General features: G+C 57.0%; 20 protein-coding genes and 1 riboswitch. Of the genes, 8 read left to right on the top strand and 12 right to left on the bottom strand.

Annotated elements, in window-relative coordinates:
- Nucleotides 1–72: 72 nt before the first annotated feature.
- Both rlmF and ACY8FN_RS10535 read right to left on the bottom strand, forming a co-directional pair.
- Nucleotides 73–1,044 (bottom strand): 23S rRNA (adenine(1618)-N(6))-methyltransferase RlmF, encoded by a 972-nt coding sequence (gene rlmF, locus ACY8FN_RS10540; RefSeq protein ID WP_463099975.1) that lies wholly within the window; start codon nt 1,042–1,044, stop codon nt 73–75.
- A gap of 148 nt (nt 1,045–1,192) precedes the next feature.
- A complete protein-coding gene (locus tag ACY8FN_RS10535; RefSeq protein WP_042021200.1) occupies nt 1,193–1,681 on the bottom strand; it encodes a C40 family peptidase in 489 nt (162 codons plus the stop codon).
- Between the two features lie 275 nt (nt 1,682–1,956).
- Here ACY8FN_RS10535 and ACY8FN_RS10530 point away from each other — a divergent pair, with 275 nt between their 5' ends.
- Complete coding sequence (locus tag ACY8FN_RS10530; RefSeq protein WP_463099974.1) at nt 1,957–2,679, top strand: 4'-phosphopantetheinyl transferase family protein; 723 nt, start codon at nt 1,957–1,959, stop codon at nt 2,677–2,679.
- Nucleotides 2,676–3,524 (top strand): tetratricopeptide repeat protein, encoded by an 849-nt coding sequence (locus ACY8FN_RS10525; protein ID WP_139729406.1) that lies wholly within the window; start codon nt 2,676–2,678, stop codon nt 3,522–3,524. Before ACY8FN_RS10530 ends, ACY8FN_RS10525 begins: the two co-directional genes overlap by 4 nt.
- A gap of 152 nt (nt 3,525–3,676) precedes the next feature.
- Here the strand turns inward: ACY8FN_RS10525 and ACY8FN_RS10520 are convergent, their stop codons facing one another.
- Nucleotides 3,677–3,919: an Lpp/OprI family alanine-zipper lipoprotein gene (locus ACY8FN_RS10520; protein ID WP_042021193.1), complete on the bottom strand. Its 243-nt coding sequence runs from the start codon at nt 3,917–3,919 to the stop codon at nt 3,677–3,679.
- A 224-nt stretch (nt 3,920–4,143) separates the two neighbouring features.
- Nucleotides 4,144–4,797 carry a 3,4-dihydroxy-2-butanone-4-phosphate synthase gene (gene ribB, locus ACY8FN_RS10515; RefSeq protein ID WP_101346828.1) on the bottom strand — a complete coding sequence of 218 codons (654 nt, stop codon included), beginning with the start codon at nt 4,795–4,797 and terminating at the stop codon, nt 4,144–4,146.
- A gap of 104 nt (nt 4,798–4,901) precedes the next feature.
- Nucleotides 4,902–5,058, bottom strand: a riboswitch (FMN riboswitch).
- A 268-nt stretch (nt 5,059–5,326) separates the two neighbouring features.
- Here ribB and purU point away from each other — a divergent pair.
- Nucleotides 5,327–6,163, top strand: a complete 837-nt coding sequence (gene purU / locus ACY8FN_RS10510; protein ID WP_042021375.1) for a formyltetrahydrofolate deformylase — start codon at nt 5,327–5,329, stop codon at nt 6,161–6,163.
- A gap of 79 nt (nt 6,164–6,242) precedes the next feature.
- On the opposite strand, the gene ACY8FN_RS10505 is transcribed toward purU, so the two are convergent.
- Together ACY8FN_RS10505 and cls are read right to left on the bottom strand one after the other, a co-directional pair.
- Nucleotides 6,243–7,505: a DUF945 family protein gene (locus ACY8FN_RS10505; protein ID WP_463099973.1), complete on the bottom strand. Its 1,263-nt coding sequence runs from the start codon at nt 7,503–7,505 to the stop codon at nt 6,243–6,245.
- Nucleotides 7,506–7,612: 107 nt separating this feature from the next.
- Nucleotides 7,613–9,094, bottom strand: coding sequence for a cardiolipin synthase (gene cls / locus ACY8FN_RS10500; protein ID WP_101317048.1), 1,482 nt, complete (start codon nt 9,092–9,094; stop codon nt 7,613–7,615).
- Nucleotides 9,095–9,191: 97 nt separating this feature from the next.
- On the opposite strand from cls, the gene ACY8FN_RS10495 reads away from it, so the two are divergent.
- Entirely contained in the window at nt 9,192–9,734 is a 543-nt protein-coding gene (locus ACY8FN_RS10495; protein WP_162515495.1) for a YceB family lipoprotein, read from the top strand.
- Nucleotides 9,735–9,738: 4 nt separating this feature from the next.
- Here ACY8FN_RS10495 and ACY8FN_RS10490 read toward each other — a convergent pair whose 3' ends face one another.
- Nucleotides 9,739–10,179 (bottom strand): GNAT family N-acetyltransferase, encoded by a 441-nt coding sequence (locus ACY8FN_RS10490; protein WP_101324309.1) that lies wholly within the window; start codon nt 10,177–10,179, stop codon nt 9,739–9,741.
- A 331-nt stretch (nt 10,180–10,510) separates the two neighbouring features.
- On the opposite strand from ACY8FN_RS10490, the gene ACY8FN_RS10485 reads away from it, so the two are divergent.
- Nucleotides 10,511–11,224: a lytic transglycosylase domain-containing protein gene (locus ACY8FN_RS10485; RefSeq protein ID WP_463101155.1), complete on the top strand. Its 714-nt coding sequence runs from the start codon at nt 10,511–10,513 to the stop codon at nt 11,222–11,224.
- 85 nt (nt 11,225–11,309) lie between these two features.
- On the opposite strand, the gene aqpZ is transcribed toward ACY8FN_RS10485, so the two are convergent.
- Together aqpZ and ACY8FN_RS10475 are read right to left on the bottom strand one after the other, a co-directional pair.
- The gene (gene aqpZ / locus ACY8FN_RS10480; protein WP_042656004.1) at nt 11,310–11,999 is read right to left on the bottom strand and encodes an aquaporin Z; all 690 of its coding nucleotides are present in this window, start codon (nt 11,997–11,999) and stop codon (nt 11,310–11,312) included.
- A 252-nt stretch (nt 12,000–12,251) separates the two neighbouring features.
- Nucleotides 12,252–12,473 carry a DUF1653 domain-containing protein gene (locus tag ACY8FN_RS10475; RefSeq protein WP_068976935.1) on the bottom strand — a complete coding sequence of 74 codons (222 nt, stop codon included), beginning with the start codon at nt 12,471–12,473 and terminating at the stop codon, nt 12,252–12,254.
- Nucleotides 12,474–12,867: 394 nt separating this feature from the next.
- Between ACY8FN_RS10475 and ACY8FN_RS10470 the strand changes: the two genes are divergently transcribed.
- Nucleotides 12,868–14,082 carry a pyridoxal phosphate-dependent aminotransferase gene (locus ACY8FN_RS10470; RefSeq protein ID WP_101316991.1) on the top strand — a complete coding sequence of 405 codons (1,215 nt, stop codon included), beginning with the start codon at nt 12,868–12,870 and terminating at the stop codon, nt 14,080–14,082.
- 237 nt (nt 14,083–14,319) lie between these two features.
- Here the strand turns inward: ACY8FN_RS10470 and fabV are convergent, their stop codons facing one another.
- Complete coding sequence (gene fabV, locus ACY8FN_RS10465) at nt 14,320–15,513, bottom strand: enoyl-ACP reductase FabV (protein ID WP_463099972.1); 1,194 nt, start codon at nt 15,511–15,513, stop codon at nt 14,320–14,322.
- A gap of 366 nt (nt 15,514–15,879) precedes the next feature.
- On the opposite strand from fabV, the gene ACY8FN_RS10460 reads away from it, so the two are divergent.
- The gene (locus ACY8FN_RS10460) at nt 15,880–16,773 is read left to right on the top strand and encodes a substrate-binding domain-containing protein (protein WP_463099971.1); all 894 of its coding nucleotides are present in this window, start codon (nt 15,880–15,882) and stop codon (nt 16,771–16,773) included.
- A gap of 8 nt (nt 16,774–16,781) precedes the next feature.
- Nucleotides 16,782–17,531 carry a hypothetical protein gene (locus ACY8FN_RS10455; protein ID WP_463099970.1) on the top strand — a complete coding sequence of 250 codons (750 nt, stop codon included), beginning with the start codon at nt 16,782–16,784 and terminating at the stop codon, nt 17,529–17,531.
- A gap of 52 nt (nt 17,532–17,583) precedes the next feature.
- Here the strand turns inward: ACY8FN_RS10455 and ACY8FN_RS10450 are convergent, their stop codons facing one another.
- Together ACY8FN_RS10450 and ACY8FN_RS10445 are read right to left on the bottom strand one after the other, a co-directional pair.
- A complete protein-coding gene (locus tag ACY8FN_RS10450; protein ID WP_463099969.1) occupies nt 17,584–18,171 on the bottom strand; it encodes a histidine phosphatase family protein in 588 nt (195 codons plus the stop codon).
- Nucleotides 18,172–18,325: 154 nt separating this feature from the next.
- Nucleotides 18,326–18,979, bottom strand: coding sequence for a helix-turn-helix transcriptional regulator (locus ACY8FN_RS10445; RefSeq protein WP_463099968.1), 654 nt, complete (start codon nt 18,977–18,979; stop codon nt 18,326–18,328).
- Nucleotides 18,980–19,047 lie beyond the last annotated feature (68 nt).

The raw sequence follows: 19,047 nt of genomic DNA, 5'->3' as shown, positions 1-19,047 counted from the left end.
AAGCAAGCATCTGGCGAAGCCAGTACCAGGGCGCCCCCCTAAAAAGCACCTTGGTGAGCACGCTGGCACTCTTTAGCGCGTGGCTGACCACCAGCCGACCATGCTGGCATCATCAACAAACGACCAGGCCAGGATCCTGCTCACCTTGTTGCCTTGCGCCATGTCGATCACCCGCACCTGACAGGCCCCCACCCGTGCCAGCGCCTTTTTTGCCCCCGGCAGGTTCTCTTTTTTTGACACCAGCGAGCTGAACCAGAGGCACTGGCTGGCAAACTCCTTGCTCTGGGCAATCATATTGGCCAGAAACGCCGCCTCGCCCCCTTCGCACCAGAGCTCGGCTTTCTGACCACCGAAATTGAGCAGCGGAGTCCCGGTGACCTCTTTCCCCAGATTGCGCAGCTTGCGCTCAGAGCCTTTGCTCGCCTCTTCCAGCGATGCATGGAACGGGGGATTGCACAGGGTCAGGGCAAAGCGCTCCTTCGGCCCTATGATGCCGTGAAACACATGGCTGGCATTGCCCTGCAAGCGGCACTCAATCTGATTACCCAGCCCATTGCTCTTGGTCAGCAAGGTCGCCGCCTTGACCGACACCGGATCGATATCAGACCCCACGAAGCGCCAGCCATATTCCCGGCTACCGAGTAGTGGATAGATGCAGTTTGCCCCTACCCCGATATCCAGCACCCTCACCCCCTTGCCGGTAGGGACCTGGCCAGCGCTTTCGGCCAGCAGGTCGGCCGCCCAATGCAGATAGTCCACCCGTCCCGGAATGGGGGGACAGAGGTAACCGGCCGGCAGATCCCAGTGGGCAATGCCGTAGTGATGGGCCAGCAGGGCACGGTTAAGGGCCTTGACCCCATCAGGATTGGCAAAATCGATGGTGCGAGTCCCGTAGTCATTGGTAAAGACGTAAGCGGCCAACTCGGGAGTTCGCAGGCAAAGCGCCGCAAAGTCGTAGCCCGCCTGATGGCGATTACGGGAGTGAAGTCCGGATTTACGGTCGCCCGACTGGGGGCCACCGGCTGATGGGATGCGGGGTTTCATGCTGAGCCTGCCGAAGAAAACGGGCCCACACTATAGTGATTTGACTCGGGAAAGTCTAAACGACGGCAATAAAAAACCGGGCTATCGAGCCCGGTTCAAGTGAGGTTGGAAAAACAGTCCGTACTGCGAGCCGTTTGTCCAGCCTGACTCAGATGTCGATCCGGCGAGCTTGCCAGAACTTGCTGCGCCAGTATTGGCTGTCCAGCTTGGAGCGCGTCACCCCGGCGCGGGTCGAGGCATGGATAAATTCACCATTGCCGACGTAGATACCAACGTGGTTGAGACGACGATTGATTTTGAAGAAGACCAGATCACCTTCGACCAGATCCTGCTTGGAAACGCGCGTCCCTTCGTGGACTTGGGAGCGGGTATCACGGGGTAATTCGACACCTACGGCATTGCGGAACACTTCACGGGCAAAGGCGGAACAATCGATACCACGCTGGCTACTGCCACCCATCCGGTACGGAACGCCACGCCACTCTTTATATACAGTCAGGATTTCATTCACATCGGGTGTCTGGGAAGCTTCTGGTTCAATGACAGGTTCAACCATGGAAACTTCGATCTTGCTCGCGACCTCGGTCTGGGGTGCCGAGGCACAACCCACCATTCCGAGCGCGACCAGCAGTAGCATCAGGTGGCGCAATCCTTTATCCCCGCTAAATAGTCAATCTTGTTAAAATACGGCCCCAAAGGGCAATTTATAAGGCAACAGCACCCGACTATATCCAAGAATTCTATCGAGGCAAGTGAAAATCCCTATCGAGCTCACATTTTTGCAAGGTAATGCACTATTTTTCATAATTAATGTGATCATGCCCAAACAATATACAATCGCTAAAAGAGCCTTGGGGCTCATAGATAACTGACTTTTATCCCTGCTTCAGCACCTTTTTAAAGTGAATAACAATGATCGAAACCGATCTTTTTTTGTTAAATTCAGCCGCCGTATGCCAGCAACAACTGCTGCAATTACCACAGTGGCTGTCGGACAATGAACGACATATCTGGCAAACAATTACCCATCCCGCTCGCCGTCAGGAGTACCTGATAAGCCGCGCCCTCTTGCGCCAGCTACTGGCCGAACGGCTGCAACAAACCGCCGCCAGCTTGCAATTTTGTCAAGATGAACACGGGAAACCACGGTTGCATGATAATGGCTGGCACTTCAACCTCAGCCACAGTGGCCACTGGCTGGTGCTGGCGCTCTGCCCGCAGGGGCCGCTGGGGGTGGATCTCGAACTGGGCAAACGGCGGCATAATCCCCTCCCCCTGGCACGCCGATTTTATGCACAGAGTGAATATGAGTGGCTCTGCGCGCTGCCCGCTAACGAGCAGGAGTGCGCCTTCTACCGGCTGTGGTCGCGTAAGGAGGCGGTACTGAAAGCTCACGGTGGCGGCATAGCCGCGGGGCTCGAAAAGGTGCGTTTCATCCCGGATGAAGAGTGGCGACTCGACAATCGGCTGGATAACCTTACTTATCAGGTGCAGGATTGGCCCTTTGCCAACGGCTGGCTGAGCCTGGCCGGGGCGGCAACCACGGTGAATGTTTACCGACTGGATGAGCGCTTGAATTGCCTGCCTATCAACCCCATGTTACTTACCACCCTTATTAAAGAGTCCAACTCATGATCGTCGATATTACTCCCCAGAATTTTCACGCCGAACTGATCGATGCGTCCATGAAGAAACCGGTCGTCATCTACTTCTATGCGCCGCAGATGCCGGAGTGTCAGGGGATGACGCCGCTGATCGAGTCTTTGGTTGGGCCCGCCAATGAGCAGGTCACTCTAGCCAAGGTGGACATGAACGATCCCCAGCTGCAGCCACTGGCCAGCCAGCTTGGCCTGCGCGCCCTGCCAGCGCTGGTGCTGTTCCATCAGGGACGACCTGATGAGCAATCCATTATTGAAGGCCCGCAGGATGAAGCGACCTTGCGTCAGTACTTCGCCGCCTTCGCCCCCAAAGAAGAGGAAGAGCTGCTGAGCAAAGGACAGCAAGCGCTGACGGAGGAACAGCCCAGCATCGCCTATGCCCACCTGACCAAGGCCCACCAGCTGGCGCCCGAGCGCCACGACATCAGCCTGTGGCTGATTCAAGCGGCACTTGATCTCAATTTGCTGGATGAAGCGCAGGAGCGTCTCGGCCAGATCCCCATGGTGGCGCAGGATGATCACTTCCATACCCTAAGCTCACGACTGGCGCTGGCGCTGCAAGCGGCAGATAGCCCCGAGCTGCGTGCGCTGGAAGCCCGCCATGCAGAACAACCCGATGATTTTGCCCTGACCCAGGAGCTGGCAGTGCAATACCACCAGGCTGGCCGTCAAGAAGAGGCATTGAGCTTGTTGCTGGAGATCCTCAAGCGGGACTTGGCATTCGGCGATGCCAGAAAGACCTATCTCGATATTCTGGCGACCATGGGCAGTACAGCGGCGGCGCAGAACTACCGTCGCAAACTCTATAGTCTGCTCTACTGATCAGAGTCGAACTGCTGGTAATGATGGGGGAGTGCCGGGAGACCGGCATGACCTCATGGGTCACAGCTAAAGACAGGGACGTGCAGAGAGGGAAATGGTGAATTTCAGGCAAAAAAAAATGGCGCATAATTGCGCCATTTTTTTCGCATGGATTACTTCTTGTAAGAAGTAGCCATGTTGTCGATGCGCTGGTTAGCACGCATAGCTTCTTGCTTGGCTTCAGAAACATCAGCAGCAATTTTGGATTGATCAGCACGAACAGCGCTAACATCTTGAGCCAGTTGGTCAACTTTGTTAGACAGATTCTGAACGGAAGTTTCCAGTTCGCTGGTGTTTGCACAACCGCCCAGCAGAGCGGACAGACCAACAACACCTACCAACAACAATTTTTTCATTTTTAAAGCTCCCTTGAACTCGCCAGACGTTTAGCAAGCGGCGTGATTATGGCACAAAAAAATCATACTTTGCATAGTCCCCACCACAGATAAACGCATTAAAAGCCTCATTTTTTTTCGAGTGGACAGTTTTTATCCAAAATCTCTAAAAAATGAGTGCCGCATGGTGGAAACACAGACAAAGGTTACCCAACTTTTTGCCTTATTACAATTTCGTATGAGGCTTAAGCTGTTCGATCTGACGCCGATTGACGGTATTGCACCAGATCTTCAATGGTCAGTACCGGCATCCGGTGCTGCCGACCAAATGAAATCAGGTCAGGCAGCCGAGCCATGGAACCATCTTCTTTGGTTAATTCGCACAACACACCGAACGGTTTGAGGCCAGCCAGCTGCATCAGATCGACCGTCGCTTCGGTATGACCACGACGGGTAAGCACTCCACCGGTACGTGCCCGAAGCGGGAAGACATGCCCCGGGCGATGCAGATCCCCCGGTTTGGCGCCATCGGCAATGGCAGCACGGATGGTGGTGATGCGATCGGCCGCCGAGACACCGGTGGTCACCCCCTGCGCCGCTTCGATGGTGACGGTGAAGGCTGTCTGGTAGTGGCTGGAGTTGGCATCCACCATCATCGGCAATTCCAGCTGACGAACCCGTTGGTCGGGCAGACAGAGGCAGACGATGCCGGAACATTCGCGGATCATCATCGCCATCTGTTCATTGGTCATGGATTGAGCGGCGAAAATAAGGTCACCCTCGTTCTCCCGATCTTCATCATCGGCCACCAGCACGCCGCCACCGGCACGCAAGGCTGTCAGGGCCGCTTCGACACGGGCAATGGGATCACCGAATTCACTGAGTAGAGACTGATTCATGGTAAAACTCCTAAACAAGACAAGGACCAGAATCAGGGCACGGAAAGGCAGACAGAGATAAGCATGCAGCAGCCAGCCCACAAGGGCCAACGCGGCAATGTCTGTCTTATCCTCTTTCATCCGGACTATCACCGTCGGCTCCGGCATCTCACCGGATCTGCTGACCCCGAACCGGCAATCTGCCAGGTCGGGCGCTCGCGGGCTCCCCGAGTCAATCGGGATACCGCCGGTGGGGAATTGCACCCCGCCCTGAGAATAAGCGCAGACAGCCTAAAGAAAAACGGTTGCAGATACCAGCCAAAATCCCCCGCTGGCTGAAAACCGTTTCAACACCGGATCAAATGAGTGACCTCCGCTGCCGACTGACTACCGCACCACCCAGACTGGCGAAGTGCTTTATGGTGCGGATCGGTTTATGGCATAGTTCCCCCCCACAACAACCATAAACAGTGCCTCGAAATGAGAGCCTGAATAAATGCGCTCCCTGCGCAGACAGCGGCGCCAACACCACAAACGGAAAATGACAGAGATGGAAAAGAAAATACTGCTCACGGATTGCCCGGATGCCAAGGGCCTCATCGCCAAGATCACCAACATCTGCTACAAGCACCAGCTCAACATCATCAAGAACGATGAGTTTGTGGATCACGAAAATGGCCGCTTCTTTATGCGTACCGAGCTGGAGGGGCGTTTCAACGACGAGACCCTGCTGGCGGATCTGGATGATGCCCTGCCCGCTGGCGCCGAGCGTCGTCTGGTCAAGGCAGGCAAGAAGCGTATCGTCATTCTGGTGACCAAGGAGACCCACTGCCTTGGCGACATTCTGATGAAGAACTACGCGGGCGCGCTGGATATGGATATCGTCGCGGTGATCGGCAACTACGACACCCTCGGCGAGCTCACCGGCAAGTTCAATATTCCGTTCCACACCGTCAGCCACGAGCAGCTGAGCCGAACCGAGCATGAAGAGCAGGTGCGCGCCATCATCGACAGCTATGAGCCTGACTATGTGATCCTGGCCAAGTACATGCGGGTGCTGACCCCCAGCTTCGTTGAAGCCTACCCCCGTAAAATCCTCAACATCCACCACTCTTTCTTGCCCGCCTTCATCGGCGCCCGCCCTTATCAACAAGCGTTCGATCGCGGGGTCAAGCTGATCGGCGCTACCGCCCACTTCGTGACCAACGATCTGGATGAAGGCCCCATCGTCGAGCAGGATGTGATCCACGTCGGCCACGCCTTCAGTGCCGACGACATGGCCAAAGCGGGCCGGGATGTGGAGAAATCGGTGCTGAGCCGGGCGCTGGAGCTGGTGTTGAACGAGCGAGTATTCGTCTGCGGCAACAAGACGGTGGTGTTCAAGTAATCCGCCAACGCGGCACGTATGCAAATGCCAGAAACAACAACGGCTCCCGCGGGAGCCGTTGTTGTTTACACGCCATCTATCAAAGCGGCAAATTATTCACCGTCACGGCACCCTTCACCAGCTTCAGCTCGGAGATCAGTTTTTGCTTATCGGCCTTCAGATACCCCATCAAGGTCAACTGATCGAGCATCGGGGCCAGTTGCGGCACCGCCTTGCCCAGCTTGTCGCTCAGACTGGCATGCAGTTGGCCACTCAGTGCCTGCATCCCCTCCTCGCTATTGAACAGCTGCTCCAGCGAGGTGGACGCCAGCGCCACATCCCCTTTCATGGCAACAGCTTCACCGTTGAGCTTGGCACTCAGGTCCGCCAGCTCCAGGGTTGCGCCACGTTTGAGCATCTTGTCCAGCGCCTGCTGGATGGCGCTATCCTCAATCCCCTGACCACTGGCAGCTTGCAGACCCTGATACCCTTCCAGATCCAGCCCCTTGAGGTTAAGCGCCAGCTTGCTGTCAGTTAATGCCAAGGTATCGGTTTCACTCTCCAGATCGAGTTTGGCAATCTTCATCTGATAACTGCTGGAGAGGGTTTGGGCATTGTCCCCTGTCAGCTGGGTCGCGGTGGTCAGCCCCTGCAACGATACCTTGACGCTATCGGGCAGTTGCAAGGTCAGCGCCGCCAGTGCCATTTCACTCTGGGGAGAGAGCATGACACCGCTGATCTCGGCGATGTCGGCGCTGCCCTTCAGGTCCGCCAGCACCAGATCCATCTTGCTCTGCTCTTCGTGGACCGTCATGCCCTGCCAGGTCATGGTGAGGTGACCACTCCCCTCCAGATCGCCGTGGAACTCACCGCTAAGTGGCAAAAAATTAAACTCGTCCAGCCCCTGTTTGACCTTGAACTCGTTAGCCCAAAAGCGGCTGCTGTTAGCTTGGGTCCAGAGGCTGCTCACTGACTCCACACCTAATTGCCACTGCTCCATCCCCAGCGTGGCGAACACCGGCGCCAGAGAGCCTTGTTTGGTATCAAGCAGCACGTTGCTTTTGATATAGAGCGGCAGGATCCTGCTGGTCACGACAAACTGCAGATCCAGTGGTTGATCCCCTTGCAGATTGCTATCGAGTGCCGCCATCTCCTGCGGGCTGACCACCAGCTTCAACACCCCGTCGCGCGCAAACAGATTGCTGTTGCCCGGCAGCCACTGCAGTTCCAGGCCCGTCTCTTTCTTCACCTTGGCAATCTGCTCCGCCACTATGTTATCGAAGCTGTTTCCGGTGTACCAACAGGCAGCCAAACCACCACCTACCAATGCCGCACCCACGGCGAGGGCCACTATCTTTTTCATAAATCCATGTGTCTCCAGCGAGTTGTCACTGCACTCTACGGGGCGGACTCGGGACGAGGCAAGTCCAATCAGATGGCAAGCCAACATTCTGCCGGCTCGCCACAGCGTCACAACAAGGGACTGAAGAGATAGAAGATGTTCTCCATCGCCTTTTTGTACCAGGGACGCGCCTGCCATTTGGCCAGGGTCATCGGGGTCGCTTCCGTCATATAACCCTGCACCAGGCGAGTCATCTGAGCCACGAAGGCGGGGTTATCGACCAATAGGGTCACTTCAAAATTGAGCCAGAGGCTACGACGATCCAGGTTAACCGTGCCCACCAAAGCAAAGTCATCGTCTACCAGCACACTCTTGGTATGGAGCAAACCGGCATCATAACGATAGATCTCCACCCCTGCCGCCAACAGCTCCTCCATAAAGGCATTACAGGCATAGTTAGCCATGATGGAGTCGTTGCGTTCGGGCAATACCAGTTGCACCTGCACCCCGCGGGCCGCCGCCGAGCTGAGCGCTGCCGCCAGCGGATCATCAGGCACGAAGTAGGGGGTGGTTAGCACCAGATGGCTACGAGCTTGATAAATGGCCAGCAGCAGGCTCTGCTGAATACAATCGCCACCAACGAAAGGACCCGACGGGATAAGCTGGGCACGGTAGTTGGTCTGGGGCCAGACCTCAGGATCGTGCTGCAAACTGTCGAGCAACCGCTCGCCGGTCTCCATCTCCCAATCCCAGACGAAGATGGACCACATCAGCGGTACCATGGGGCCCTGTACCCGGATCATGATATCGACCCACTGGCCGACACCGGCATCCTGTTTGAAAAAACGGGGATCCACCATATTCATCGAGCCGGTGTAACCCACCCGGTCATCGATCACCACCAGCTTGCGGTGCATACGCAAATCCTGGCGCTGGAACAGAATGCGCCAGGCACCAACGGGCAGCACTTCCACCAGCTTGACCCCCGCCTTGCGCAGCTTTTTCGGCCAGTGTGACCGGAAGAACTGTTTGCTGCCCACCGAATCGAGCAACAAGCGACAATCCACGCCGCGCATCGCCACCTCAATCAACGCCTCGCATACCTGATCGGCATCGCCACCCGGGTGCCAGATGTAGAACTCCAGATAACAAGACTGGGAGGATTGACGAATATCACGCACTATTTCGCGTAATATCGATTCGGGTTTGTTCAGCAGCGTCATGCGATTGCCAGACAGCATCGGCATCCCCAAGCGGCTCTGGATCAAATCGTGCAATGGCAGCGCCTTGGCACCCACCTCACAACAGTGCTGGGGAAACAGACGGGCCAACTGACGCGTCCAGATAGCATAAGGGCGGTACATGGCCTGGGCACGCTCAGCGCGGCGGCGACCCAGTTTGATCTCGCCAAACAAGATGTAGAAGCCAACCCCGGCAAACGGAATGGCATAGATAAGGGCCAGCCAGGCCAGCGATACCCCGATAGGACGCCGCTTCATGATCACCCGAAACGACACCCCGGTGACGATCACGGTATGAAAAAGCAGTAGCAGCCAGCCCAAAAAACGGGAGAAAAGCAGGTGGAGATCGTATTCCAAACCGTTGAGCAACGGGGACTCCTTGTGATCGACAAACAGTGCGCTGGGCAGACCCAACATGGTCAAAATGGTATGCTGTAAGACAAATCCATTCTATCAGGTCGCCCCCATGATCCTGCAATCTATGCTGCTGAGTCTGGCCATGCTAAGCCAGGGCTCATATGACATCAATGAGCAACAGATAAACCAGTACCTGCAATCTCAGGTGCAAATCGATAAACAGCTGGAGCTGCCGGGCATCATCAAGGCCCATGTGCAGCTGGAGCAGAGCGATGTGCAAATTGGTCGCCAGCGTCCCGATACCGCCCGGGTCTATGGCAAGGGCAAGCTCAAAATAGCCCTGCCCGACAATACCGAATATGACGCTCGCCTGCAGATGACCTATGAGGCGAGACCCCGCTACGACAAGGCCCAGAGCGCACTGTTTCTCGATAACATGAAGCTGGTGGAGTACAAGCTGGAGCCGGAGGCGGCCGAGAAGAAGTTCGGGCTCATGCTCAATATGCTGCTGCAGAGCATGGAGAAACGGCTGGAGAGCAAACCTGTCTACAAACTCAATGACAAAGACCCGGATCAGGCCTGGCTGAAGGAAAACCTGCTGGGGCTGGAGCTGTCACCGGGCAAGATCCACCTGCTGACCAAGCCTCGTTGACCACTTAATTCGGGAGGAGCTGGGTGCTGTCTCGTATCAGTAGCTCAACCTGATAGCCTTGCTGCTGCTGCCGCTCATACAGTGAGAAGAGTGACCCACTCAATCGGTTGAGCGGCATATCGGCAAAACCGGCCTTGAGATAAAACGGCTTCTCGAAAGGCAGCACCTGGCAAACCACCGGCTTTTCGAGCAAATCGCGGCAAGCATGTTGCAACAGGCTGGAACCCAACCCCAACGACTGATAGTGGGGCAACAGACGAAAGCCGCACAAGTGATAGAACTCCTCTTCGTCCCGCAACCGCACCGCCCCTACCAACCAGTGCGCGTCACGTACGACAAAGATCCGCTCGGCCAGATCCGGCACATAGTGGGAAAATGTCGTCTCGTAATAGTCCCTGATGAGAGAGAGGTCTGCATCGCAGTACTCTTCAAAAACAAGCTCCATCGCCGGCTGGCTCGTCACAGATTAATCCCTTGAAATCAGTTTATTAAATTTCACTGGCTAATCAGTGCCTGTGACAGCAGCACGATAACATGGCTGCCATTCACAAAAAAGCGACTGCTATTACCATCCTGCTCGACAAAACAGGGGGATGATTGCCCATCACTACCTGAACCAAAGAGCCTGCCTCATAACAACCTCTTATTGCGGTGGATTCTTTGATCCCGGTCACTGCCATAAGCCATTTGCCCGTTTTCGTCGCTTGTTCCGCGCTCGTCATGATGCTTTACTCAACATCATCACCACGGGAAGGAGTCCAGGGTTGAAAGCATGGATGCTGGCAGGCCATATGTTGTTGTTACCGCTGGCGGGATGGAGCCAGACACCGCCTCCTGCAGAGGTGGTATTTCTCACTGTTACCCCCTCCCCCTTGCGCCCGGCCGATACTCCTCCTCCCGTGCCAACCACGGCAACCCCAGGCAGCAAACAGATCCAGGTCTATAAATCGGTGCAGCAGAACGGGGTGGTACGCTACTCCGACATGGCACCCGAACAGGGCAATTACGAGCTGCTGCTATTCAATGACTGCTTCGCCTGCAACCCCAAATCCAGCGTCAACTGGCAGACCACAGGGCTGTTTCTCTATGACTATGCCAGCACCATCAAGGCAGCCGCCAAAACCTATCAGGTTGAACCGGCGTTGATCCGGGCGCTGATCCATGCCGAGTCAGCGTTTAATCCATTGGCGGTTTCCCGCAAGGGGGCGATGGGCCTGACCCAGCTGATGCCTGCCACTGCGCAAGAGCTGGGGGTCGGCAATGCCCTGCTGGCCGAGCAGAACATCTTCGGCGGGGTAAAATACCTGGCTGGCTTGCTCAGGCAGTATGGCGGCAATGTGGCGCTGGCAACCGCTGCCTATAATGCCGGCCCGGGAGCCGTACAAAAGCATGGAGGTATCCCGCCCTACGCAGAAACACGCGCCTATGTGGAACGCGTCCAGCTATTGCACCAACGCTACAAAGATATGCTGCAGGCCAAGGGGCTCTAGTCGCTCTAGCCAACCACTGCCAACCCCCATCAGAAACAAAAAACACGCCCGCAGGCGTGTCGATACCACACTTTTGTTTGAACGATTACTTCTGCTCAGTCGCCACCAGGCGATAAGCCAGCGCACCCAGAATGGCACCGACAATCGGGGCAACCCAGAACAGCCACAGCTGGCTGACAGCCCAGTCACCGACAAACAACGCGACACCGGTACTGCGAGCCGGGTTGACCGAGGTATTGGTCACCGGAATGCTGACGAGGTGGATCAGGGTCAGGCACAGGCCGATGGCGATCGGCGCGAAACCGGCAGGAGCGCGGCTATCGGTGGCACCCATGATCACGAACAGGAAGAAGCCGGTCATCACCATTTCACACACCAGTGCTGCAGTCAGGCTGTAACCACCCGGAGAGTGCTCACCGTAGCCGTTGGAGGCAAAACCGGCTGAGAGATCAAACCCGGCCTGACCACTGGCAATCACATAAAGCACGGCTGCAGCGGCGATGCCACCCAGCACTTGCGCCACGATATAAGGCAGCACTCCGGATGCAGGGAAACGGCCACCCGCCCACAGACCGACGGTAACGGCCGGATTGAGGTGGCAACCGGAGATATGGCCGATGGCAAACGCCATGGTCAACACGGTCAGACCAAAGGCCAGCGAGACCCCCAACAGACCGATCCCCACATGCGGAAAGGCCGCGGCCAGCACAGCACTGCCGCACCCGCCCAATACCAGCCAGAAAGTGCCCATAAACTCAGCAGCAACAGGTTTCACATTCATTCTCCCAATGAGACAACAGTAAAAAAGACTCAAAAAAAGCCTTAGATTCAATAAGCGCAGCATTATGGGAGTGTCGCTCGAGAATGCGAACCTTACAGAAATGTGTGATTTTTGTGATACCCATCACAAACAATTGATTAAATGAGATATTTATCACTATCGAGGGGTGGCATATGGTGCTGCCACTACAAACATGGTGCGACAAGGGTTGACGCTACATATCAGGAGCGCTCGTATATCACTCAGCTAAGGTGCCATATGCCCGGCAGGTGTGAAGCGGCTGACAACCTGCCCCTGATGCTCGATCCACTCCATGAACATAGCGACAGGGCGAGCATAGACCTGACCATCCTGCTCGGATTGATAGATCACCAGCTGCTCCTGGGTTTCGGTATGCAGGGCGAGGGTGAGCACTTGATAGTAACCCCCCTTGAAGTGGCGATAACGGCCAGGAACGGGTGCATGCATGGGAATGCCTCAATATGGGTGGGTCGATGCGATGAGATGGCTCGCCGAGTATGGCTAACCAAATCAGCCGGTACCAGCTGGCCTCAAATCACAAAGGGGATAAGAAAGTTTTGTACACAAGCTCATCGTGCCAGCGGATACCAATATTTCAACACAGTCGGGTATCTTTGTTAATCAGCCCACCATCTTTCACTGGTAACCTCTAGTCACACAAACGATCGTGCTGAATTTAATGATTTGGCAACCCTGTTTCAGGGCTAAAAATCAGGGATTTCTTCTAAAAAGAGGATTGTTCTAGCATTCAATTCTGTGAAGAATAGGGGAAAAGAAATTTGATACTAAAAAATCGCCTTTTTCGCCAACGCGTCCCCATGGGGAAGGAATCACAGTCACCATGTTCACTATCGACAAGTCGCACAAGCTCGACGATGTCTGCTACGACATCCGCGGCCCGGTGCATAAAGAAGCCCGCCGTCTCGAAGACGAAGGCCACCGCATTCTCAAGCTCAACATCGGCAACCCGGCCCCGTTTGGTTTTGATGCCCCGGAAGAGATCATCAAGGATGTGATCCTCAACATGCCGCTAAGCCAGGGCTACTGCGACTCCAAGGGGCTGTTTTCTGCCCGCAAGGCGGTGATGCAGTACTACCAGCAAAAAGGGATGCGCAAAGTCGATATCGACGACATCTATATCGGCAATGGTGCCAGCGAGCTGATCGTGATGGCGATGCAGGCGCTGCTCAACAACGGCGACGAGATGCTGGTGCCCTCCCCTGACTACCCGCTCTGGACTGCTGCCGTCACCCTCTCCGGTGGCCATGCGGTGCACTATCGCTGCGACGAAGGTGCTGACTGGTATCCGGATCTCGACGACATCCGCGCCCGCATCACCCCGCGCACCCGCGGCCTGGTGCTGATCAACCCCAACAACCCGACCGGCGCCGTCTACGGCAGCGAGTTCCTGCTGGAAGTGATCGAGATCGCCCGCCAGCACAACCTCATCATTTTCGCCGACGAGATCTACGACAAGATCCTCTACGACGATATCTCCCACACCAGCGTCTGCACCCTGTGTGACGACGTGATCGTGGTGACCTTCAACGGTCTCTCCAAAGCCTACCGCGCCTGTGGCTTCCGTCAGGGCTGGATGGTCATTACCGGCCCCAAAGGTCGCGCCCGCGGCTATATCGAGGGGCTGGAGATGCTGGCCTCCATGCGGCTGTGTGCTAACGTGCCGATGCAACATGCCATCCAGACCGCTCTTGGTGGCTATCAGAGCATCAACGAGCTGATCCTGCCGGGCGGCCGCTTGCGCAAACAGCGGGACAAGGCGTGGGAGCTGCTCAACGACATTCCGGGGGTCTCCTGCGTCAAACCCAAGGGGGCGCTCTACATGTTCCCGCGCCTTGATCCCAAGGTGTATGACATTCGCGACGACCAGAAGATGGTGTTCGACCTGCTGCAGCAAGAGAAACTGCTGCTGGTGCAGGGTACCGGCTTCAACTGGCCGGCGCCGGATCACTTCCGGCTGGTGTTCCTGCCCCGGGAAGAGGAGCTGGAAGAGGCCATTGGCCGCCTCGCCCGCTTCCTCAAGGGTTACAAGCAGTAAGTACAACTCATCGCAACAAAAAAGGCTCCTTCGGAGCCTTTTTATCATCTTACGCGCCATGATGCTGGCAACCGATGTGGCGCTCTCCCCCTCACGACCATAGTGCGAGGCAACCACGCCACCGCAACACCATTGCGTTGATAAAAAAAGCCCCCTCTTTTTCCAAAGAGGGGGCTTTAGCAATCCCGGGGCCCCTCTTTGGAACAAGAAGGAGCCCTGTTTTCGCTTACGTCAGGATCAGAGCTCGACCACGTCGAATTTCACGTCCGGATTCACATCCGCATCGTAATCAACCTCATCCAGCCCGAAACCGAACAGGCCGAGGAAGGTCTGCTTGTAGCCGGTGTAATCGGTCAGCTCGGAGAGATTCTCGCTGGTAATGGAGGGCCACAGGTCGCGGCAGGTCTGCTGCACATCTTCGCGCAGTTCCCAGTCATCCATGCGGATGCGAGCCTGATCGTCCAGCGCCATATCAGAGGCGTAGAGACGGGTGCGCATCATGCGGTCCACCTGCTCCATGCAGCCCTCGTGAATACCCTTCTCCTTCATGATCTTGAAGGCCATGGAGATATAGAGCGGCATCACCGGAATGGCGGAGGAGGCCTGGGTCACCACAGATTTCAGCACGGCCACGTGAGCGGTGCCGCCCTTGGCAGCCAGATCGCCACGGATGGCGGTGGCGGCGCGGTCCAGATCTTCCTTGGCGCGGCCCAGAGTACCGTGCCAGTAGATTGGCCAGGTCAGATCGGTGCCGATGTAGGAGTAGGCCACCGACTTGGCGCCGTCAGCCAGCACCCCTGCATCACGCAGGGCAGCCATCCACAGCTCCCAATCCTGACCGCCCATCACTGTGATGGTGTTCTGGATCTCTTCCTCATTCGCCGGCTCGACGGTGGCGGTGATGATCTGATCCTTGTTGGTGTCGATGGCGGTGGTGGTGTAGGTCTCGCCGATCGGTTTCAGGGCAGAGCGCACCACTTCACCGGTTTCCGGCATCTTGCGCACCGGAGAGGCCAGGGAGTAAACCACCAGATCAATCTGACCCAGATCCTGCTTGATAAGCTCGATCACCTTGGCACGGCACTCGTTGGAGAAGGCATCGCCGTTGACGCTCTTGGCGTAGAGGCCCGCCTCTTTGGCAGCCTTGTCGAAGGCGGCGGAATTGTACCAGCCAGCGGTGCCGGTCTTGGACTCGGTGCCCGCTTTTTCAAAGAAGACGCCGAGGGTGGCGGCGCCGCTACCAAAGGCAGCCGCAATCCGGGAGGCCAGGCCATAACCGGTGGAAGCGCCGATCACCAGCACCTTCTTGGGACCATTCTCGATGGTGCCTTTGGCCTTGGTATAAGCAATCTGGCGACGAACATTGGCTTCACAACCGACCGGATGAGTGGTGGTGCAGATAAAGCCGCGAACCTTGGGTTTGATGATCATATGGGGTCTCGGATCCGTTTAATGGATGAAATCGGGGCATAAGATACCTCATCTTGCCGCGATAAGGTGCTCTGATGTGTTGAACTGCGGCAAAAATCCGCCGACCTGCCGTCGAAATAATCGAAAAGCCGTCATCGGTTTTGACACCAACCGCTGCTGGCCGTTATCGACCGATCCCGGCGCAATCCCCCCGCTTTGCAGCCGTTGCCAAGCCTCACTGGCGCCCTCTTGTTTACCTTGGCCCCAAAGCCAGCCCCGGCTGATGGCTGAGATATACTTGGACAACATCGTGGCGCTGGATGATTAGCCCGGCAGGGCGGAGGTAACATGACCAGATGTTGGCAAAGATGCTTGTTGTGGGCGACCGTGGCACTGTTTTCGGTCAGTGAGGTATCAGCCAAACCGACCATCGGCATGGTACTCAAATCCGTTCGCAACGAGTTTTTCATCGAGATGGCGAAAGGGGCCGAAAGCTATGCCAAAGCCCATCCGGATACCCTCACACTGCAACTTGAAGGCATCCAGCAGGAGGTGGATGTCACCGGTCAGGAGGCAATCATCCGGCGGATGATTGCTCAAAAGGTGGATGCGTTGATCGTGGTGCCGACCGATTCGGTCGCCATGCTCCCCGTGCTGATGGAGGCCATCCGTGCTGGCATTCTGGTCATCAACATGGACAACAAACTCGATGACCGGGCGCTGGTGCTGGAGGGGGTCAACATCCCCTTCGTCGGCCCCAGCAACTTTGTCGGCGCACGCAGTGTCGGGGAATATGTCGCCAAAGCGCTGCCAACGGGCAGTAAAGTCGGGCTGATTGAGGGCCCTCCCGGCGCTATCAACAGCCGGGCACGTAGCGACGGTTTCCGGGCCGCCCTGCGAGCTGCCGACATGGTGGTGGCCGGGGTGCGTAGCGGCTACTGGGTGACCGAACAGGGCAAGAGCGCCACCCTCGATCTGCTCAAAGCGACTCCAGATGTCAAAGCCCTGCTCTGTGGCAACGACAACATGGCCATCGGTGCAGCCCAAGCCCTCGCAGAGCTGGGGTTGACGGGAAAAGTGCTGATCGGCGGCTACGACAATATCCTGGGGATCCGCCCATACATCGACGATGGCCAGATAGTGGCCACCGCGGACCAGTATCCGGGCAAGCAGGCACAATACGCCCTCGATCTCGCCCTCAAGGCGCTGGCCCAGAACACGCCCCAAGCCGATCTGCCCGGTATAATTCAGACCCCGGTGGAACTTGTTGTACATCCTTAGGAGAGGCGATGAGAGGATGGTGGGTATTGCTGGCATTATGGTGTCGACTCGCATCAGCCGAGCCCGTATTGAACATCTATGCGGATGCCTACGCGCCCTTTATTCAGGTCAGCAAAGAGGGGGTGAGCGGTCCCTATATCGACGCCTTTGCCCGTCTGGCGCAGCAGCAAGATATCAAGATCCACTTTCAGGCCAAGCCGATGCGCCGCCTGCTCAAGATAGTGACGACCGAGCCAGACAGCTGTGGGCTTGCCGTGCACTTTTCTGCCGAAAATGCCGAAACCCTGCGCTATGTGGCGCGTATTGCACCCATTACTCTGGCGGTTTATGCCCGACAGGGCACAGTGAAACCTCTGAGCAATATCGAGGCGCTGCGCAACTATCGCATTGGTGCCATCGATGTGGCCGAGCTCAGAGAGATCCTCGACAATGCGGCGATCCGCTACGAACTGCTGCCCAAGGCTGGTCAGGGTATCGCCATGTTGCAGGCGGGTCGCTTCGATCTGCTGATCAGCGATGTGCTCCCCGAGCTGGTGAGCAGCCAAGCCCGGGGTAAACCGGTCCAGCGGGTGATGGTGCTGGCTCGGGTCGAACGCTGGCTGGCCTGTCACCCGCAACTGCCTGCCAGTACAGTGAAGCGCCTGCGCGCCTCTCTCACGCTGGGACTCTTCGACGACGCCATGGCCGACATCTGGCAACAATATGGCCTGAGCTCGGTCTACGAGGGGGTCAGACGAGAGTGGATCCTTATCCCCTGACCGCGACCCCATGGAACCCCATGCCCCGCACACTCACCGCCGCCAGCGACTGTCAGCAGGCAATGCGGGTGATATGGCCATCCTGCAGTTTATAGAAGGCATCTTGCGGCAACTCCTGTGACCAGGTCGCCTCATAGTCGAGATCGGCATAGACGCCGCGCAGCATGGCGCCGAGCAGGCCGTGGGAGATGACGATGGCCCGCTCGGCGATCGTTGGATCCTGCAACCACTGGTGTGCACGGCGCTGAATGCTCTCGAAACTCTCTGCCCCCGGCGCTTGCAGATACCAGTCCCCCCTGCAGGTATCGAGCTCGGGGTGGGCAAGCCGCAGTTCTGGGATCTGGCAGCTCTCCCACTCCCCCATCCCCAGCTCCATCAACCGATCGTCCCAGACGATGCGATCCGCCGCCAACCCCAGTTGCTCGCACACCAGCAGCGCAGTCTGGCGAGCACGCCCGAGCGGGCTGGCATAGACGGTCCAGCGGGCGGGATCCGCCAGTTCGTCGGCAAGCCGCTGTCCCATGGCGATGGCTTGCGCCTCGCCCTTGTCGGTCAGATCGGAGTTACAACGCCCTTGCAGACGCTGCTCGGCATTGAATCGGGTCTGGCCGTGGCGCAGCAGATAGATGAGTCGGGACATGGTTTCTCCAGCACGTTCAGATAGATAGAAAAATGAAGGGGGACGATGATAGCAGATAGGCAAGAGTGATGACGCAAACAGGGTGGCACAAACGGGCGTAAAAAACGGGTCACTGCTGACCCGTTTGCTACCAGAGCGACCGGATTGAACCGGCTCAGCCGTTCTTGATCTCCCGCAGATAGCGGTAGATGGAGTGAACCGAGATGCCGAGCTGGCGCGCGGCGATCTGGGCACTGTCTTTGAGCTCGAAGATCCCCATGTCGTGCAGCTGCTTGACGATGATCCGGGTCTTCTGGGACGGCGGCACCGCCTCGTTGCCACGCACCTCGGCACTGACGGTGTCGATGGTGCTGTTGAGGGCTTCGTCGATGTTACGGGCAAACACCTCCGGGGTGGCATGGCTCTCGTGGGGGTGCATGCAATCCGGCATCATGGTCCGCAGCACGGATTGCAACGGGGCATCCATATCGCTATTGATGCAGAGCAGCCCGATTGCCTGATGCTCACTATTGCGAATGACAGTGGTCAAGGATCGCAGCGTCTTGCCGGTGGCACACTTGGTCATGTAGGGGCTGGAAATATCCTGCCCGCTCTTGAGCTTCATCATCGCCAGATTGGTGATGGGGGCGCCGACACTGCGGCCAGTGATATGACCATTGGCAATCTTGATGATCGAGGGATTGCGCCCATCCAGACTGTGGAGCAGCACCTCGGTGTGCTGGCCATACATGGCGGCGATGCCATCCACTATGTTCTCCATCGACCGGAGGATCTCAAAATCGCTCGCACTCAACTCTTGCAGCTTCACAATCGGACCTTCTTGCAAGGGCTGCTGCACATGGCTTGTATGGGCGGTTATAGGGCCGTGCAGCAGCC

The sequence above is a fragment of the Aeromonas sp. 160P genome, from assembly GCF_055193095.1.
This window is presented reverse-complemented; position numbering and strand designations above follow the sequence as displayed.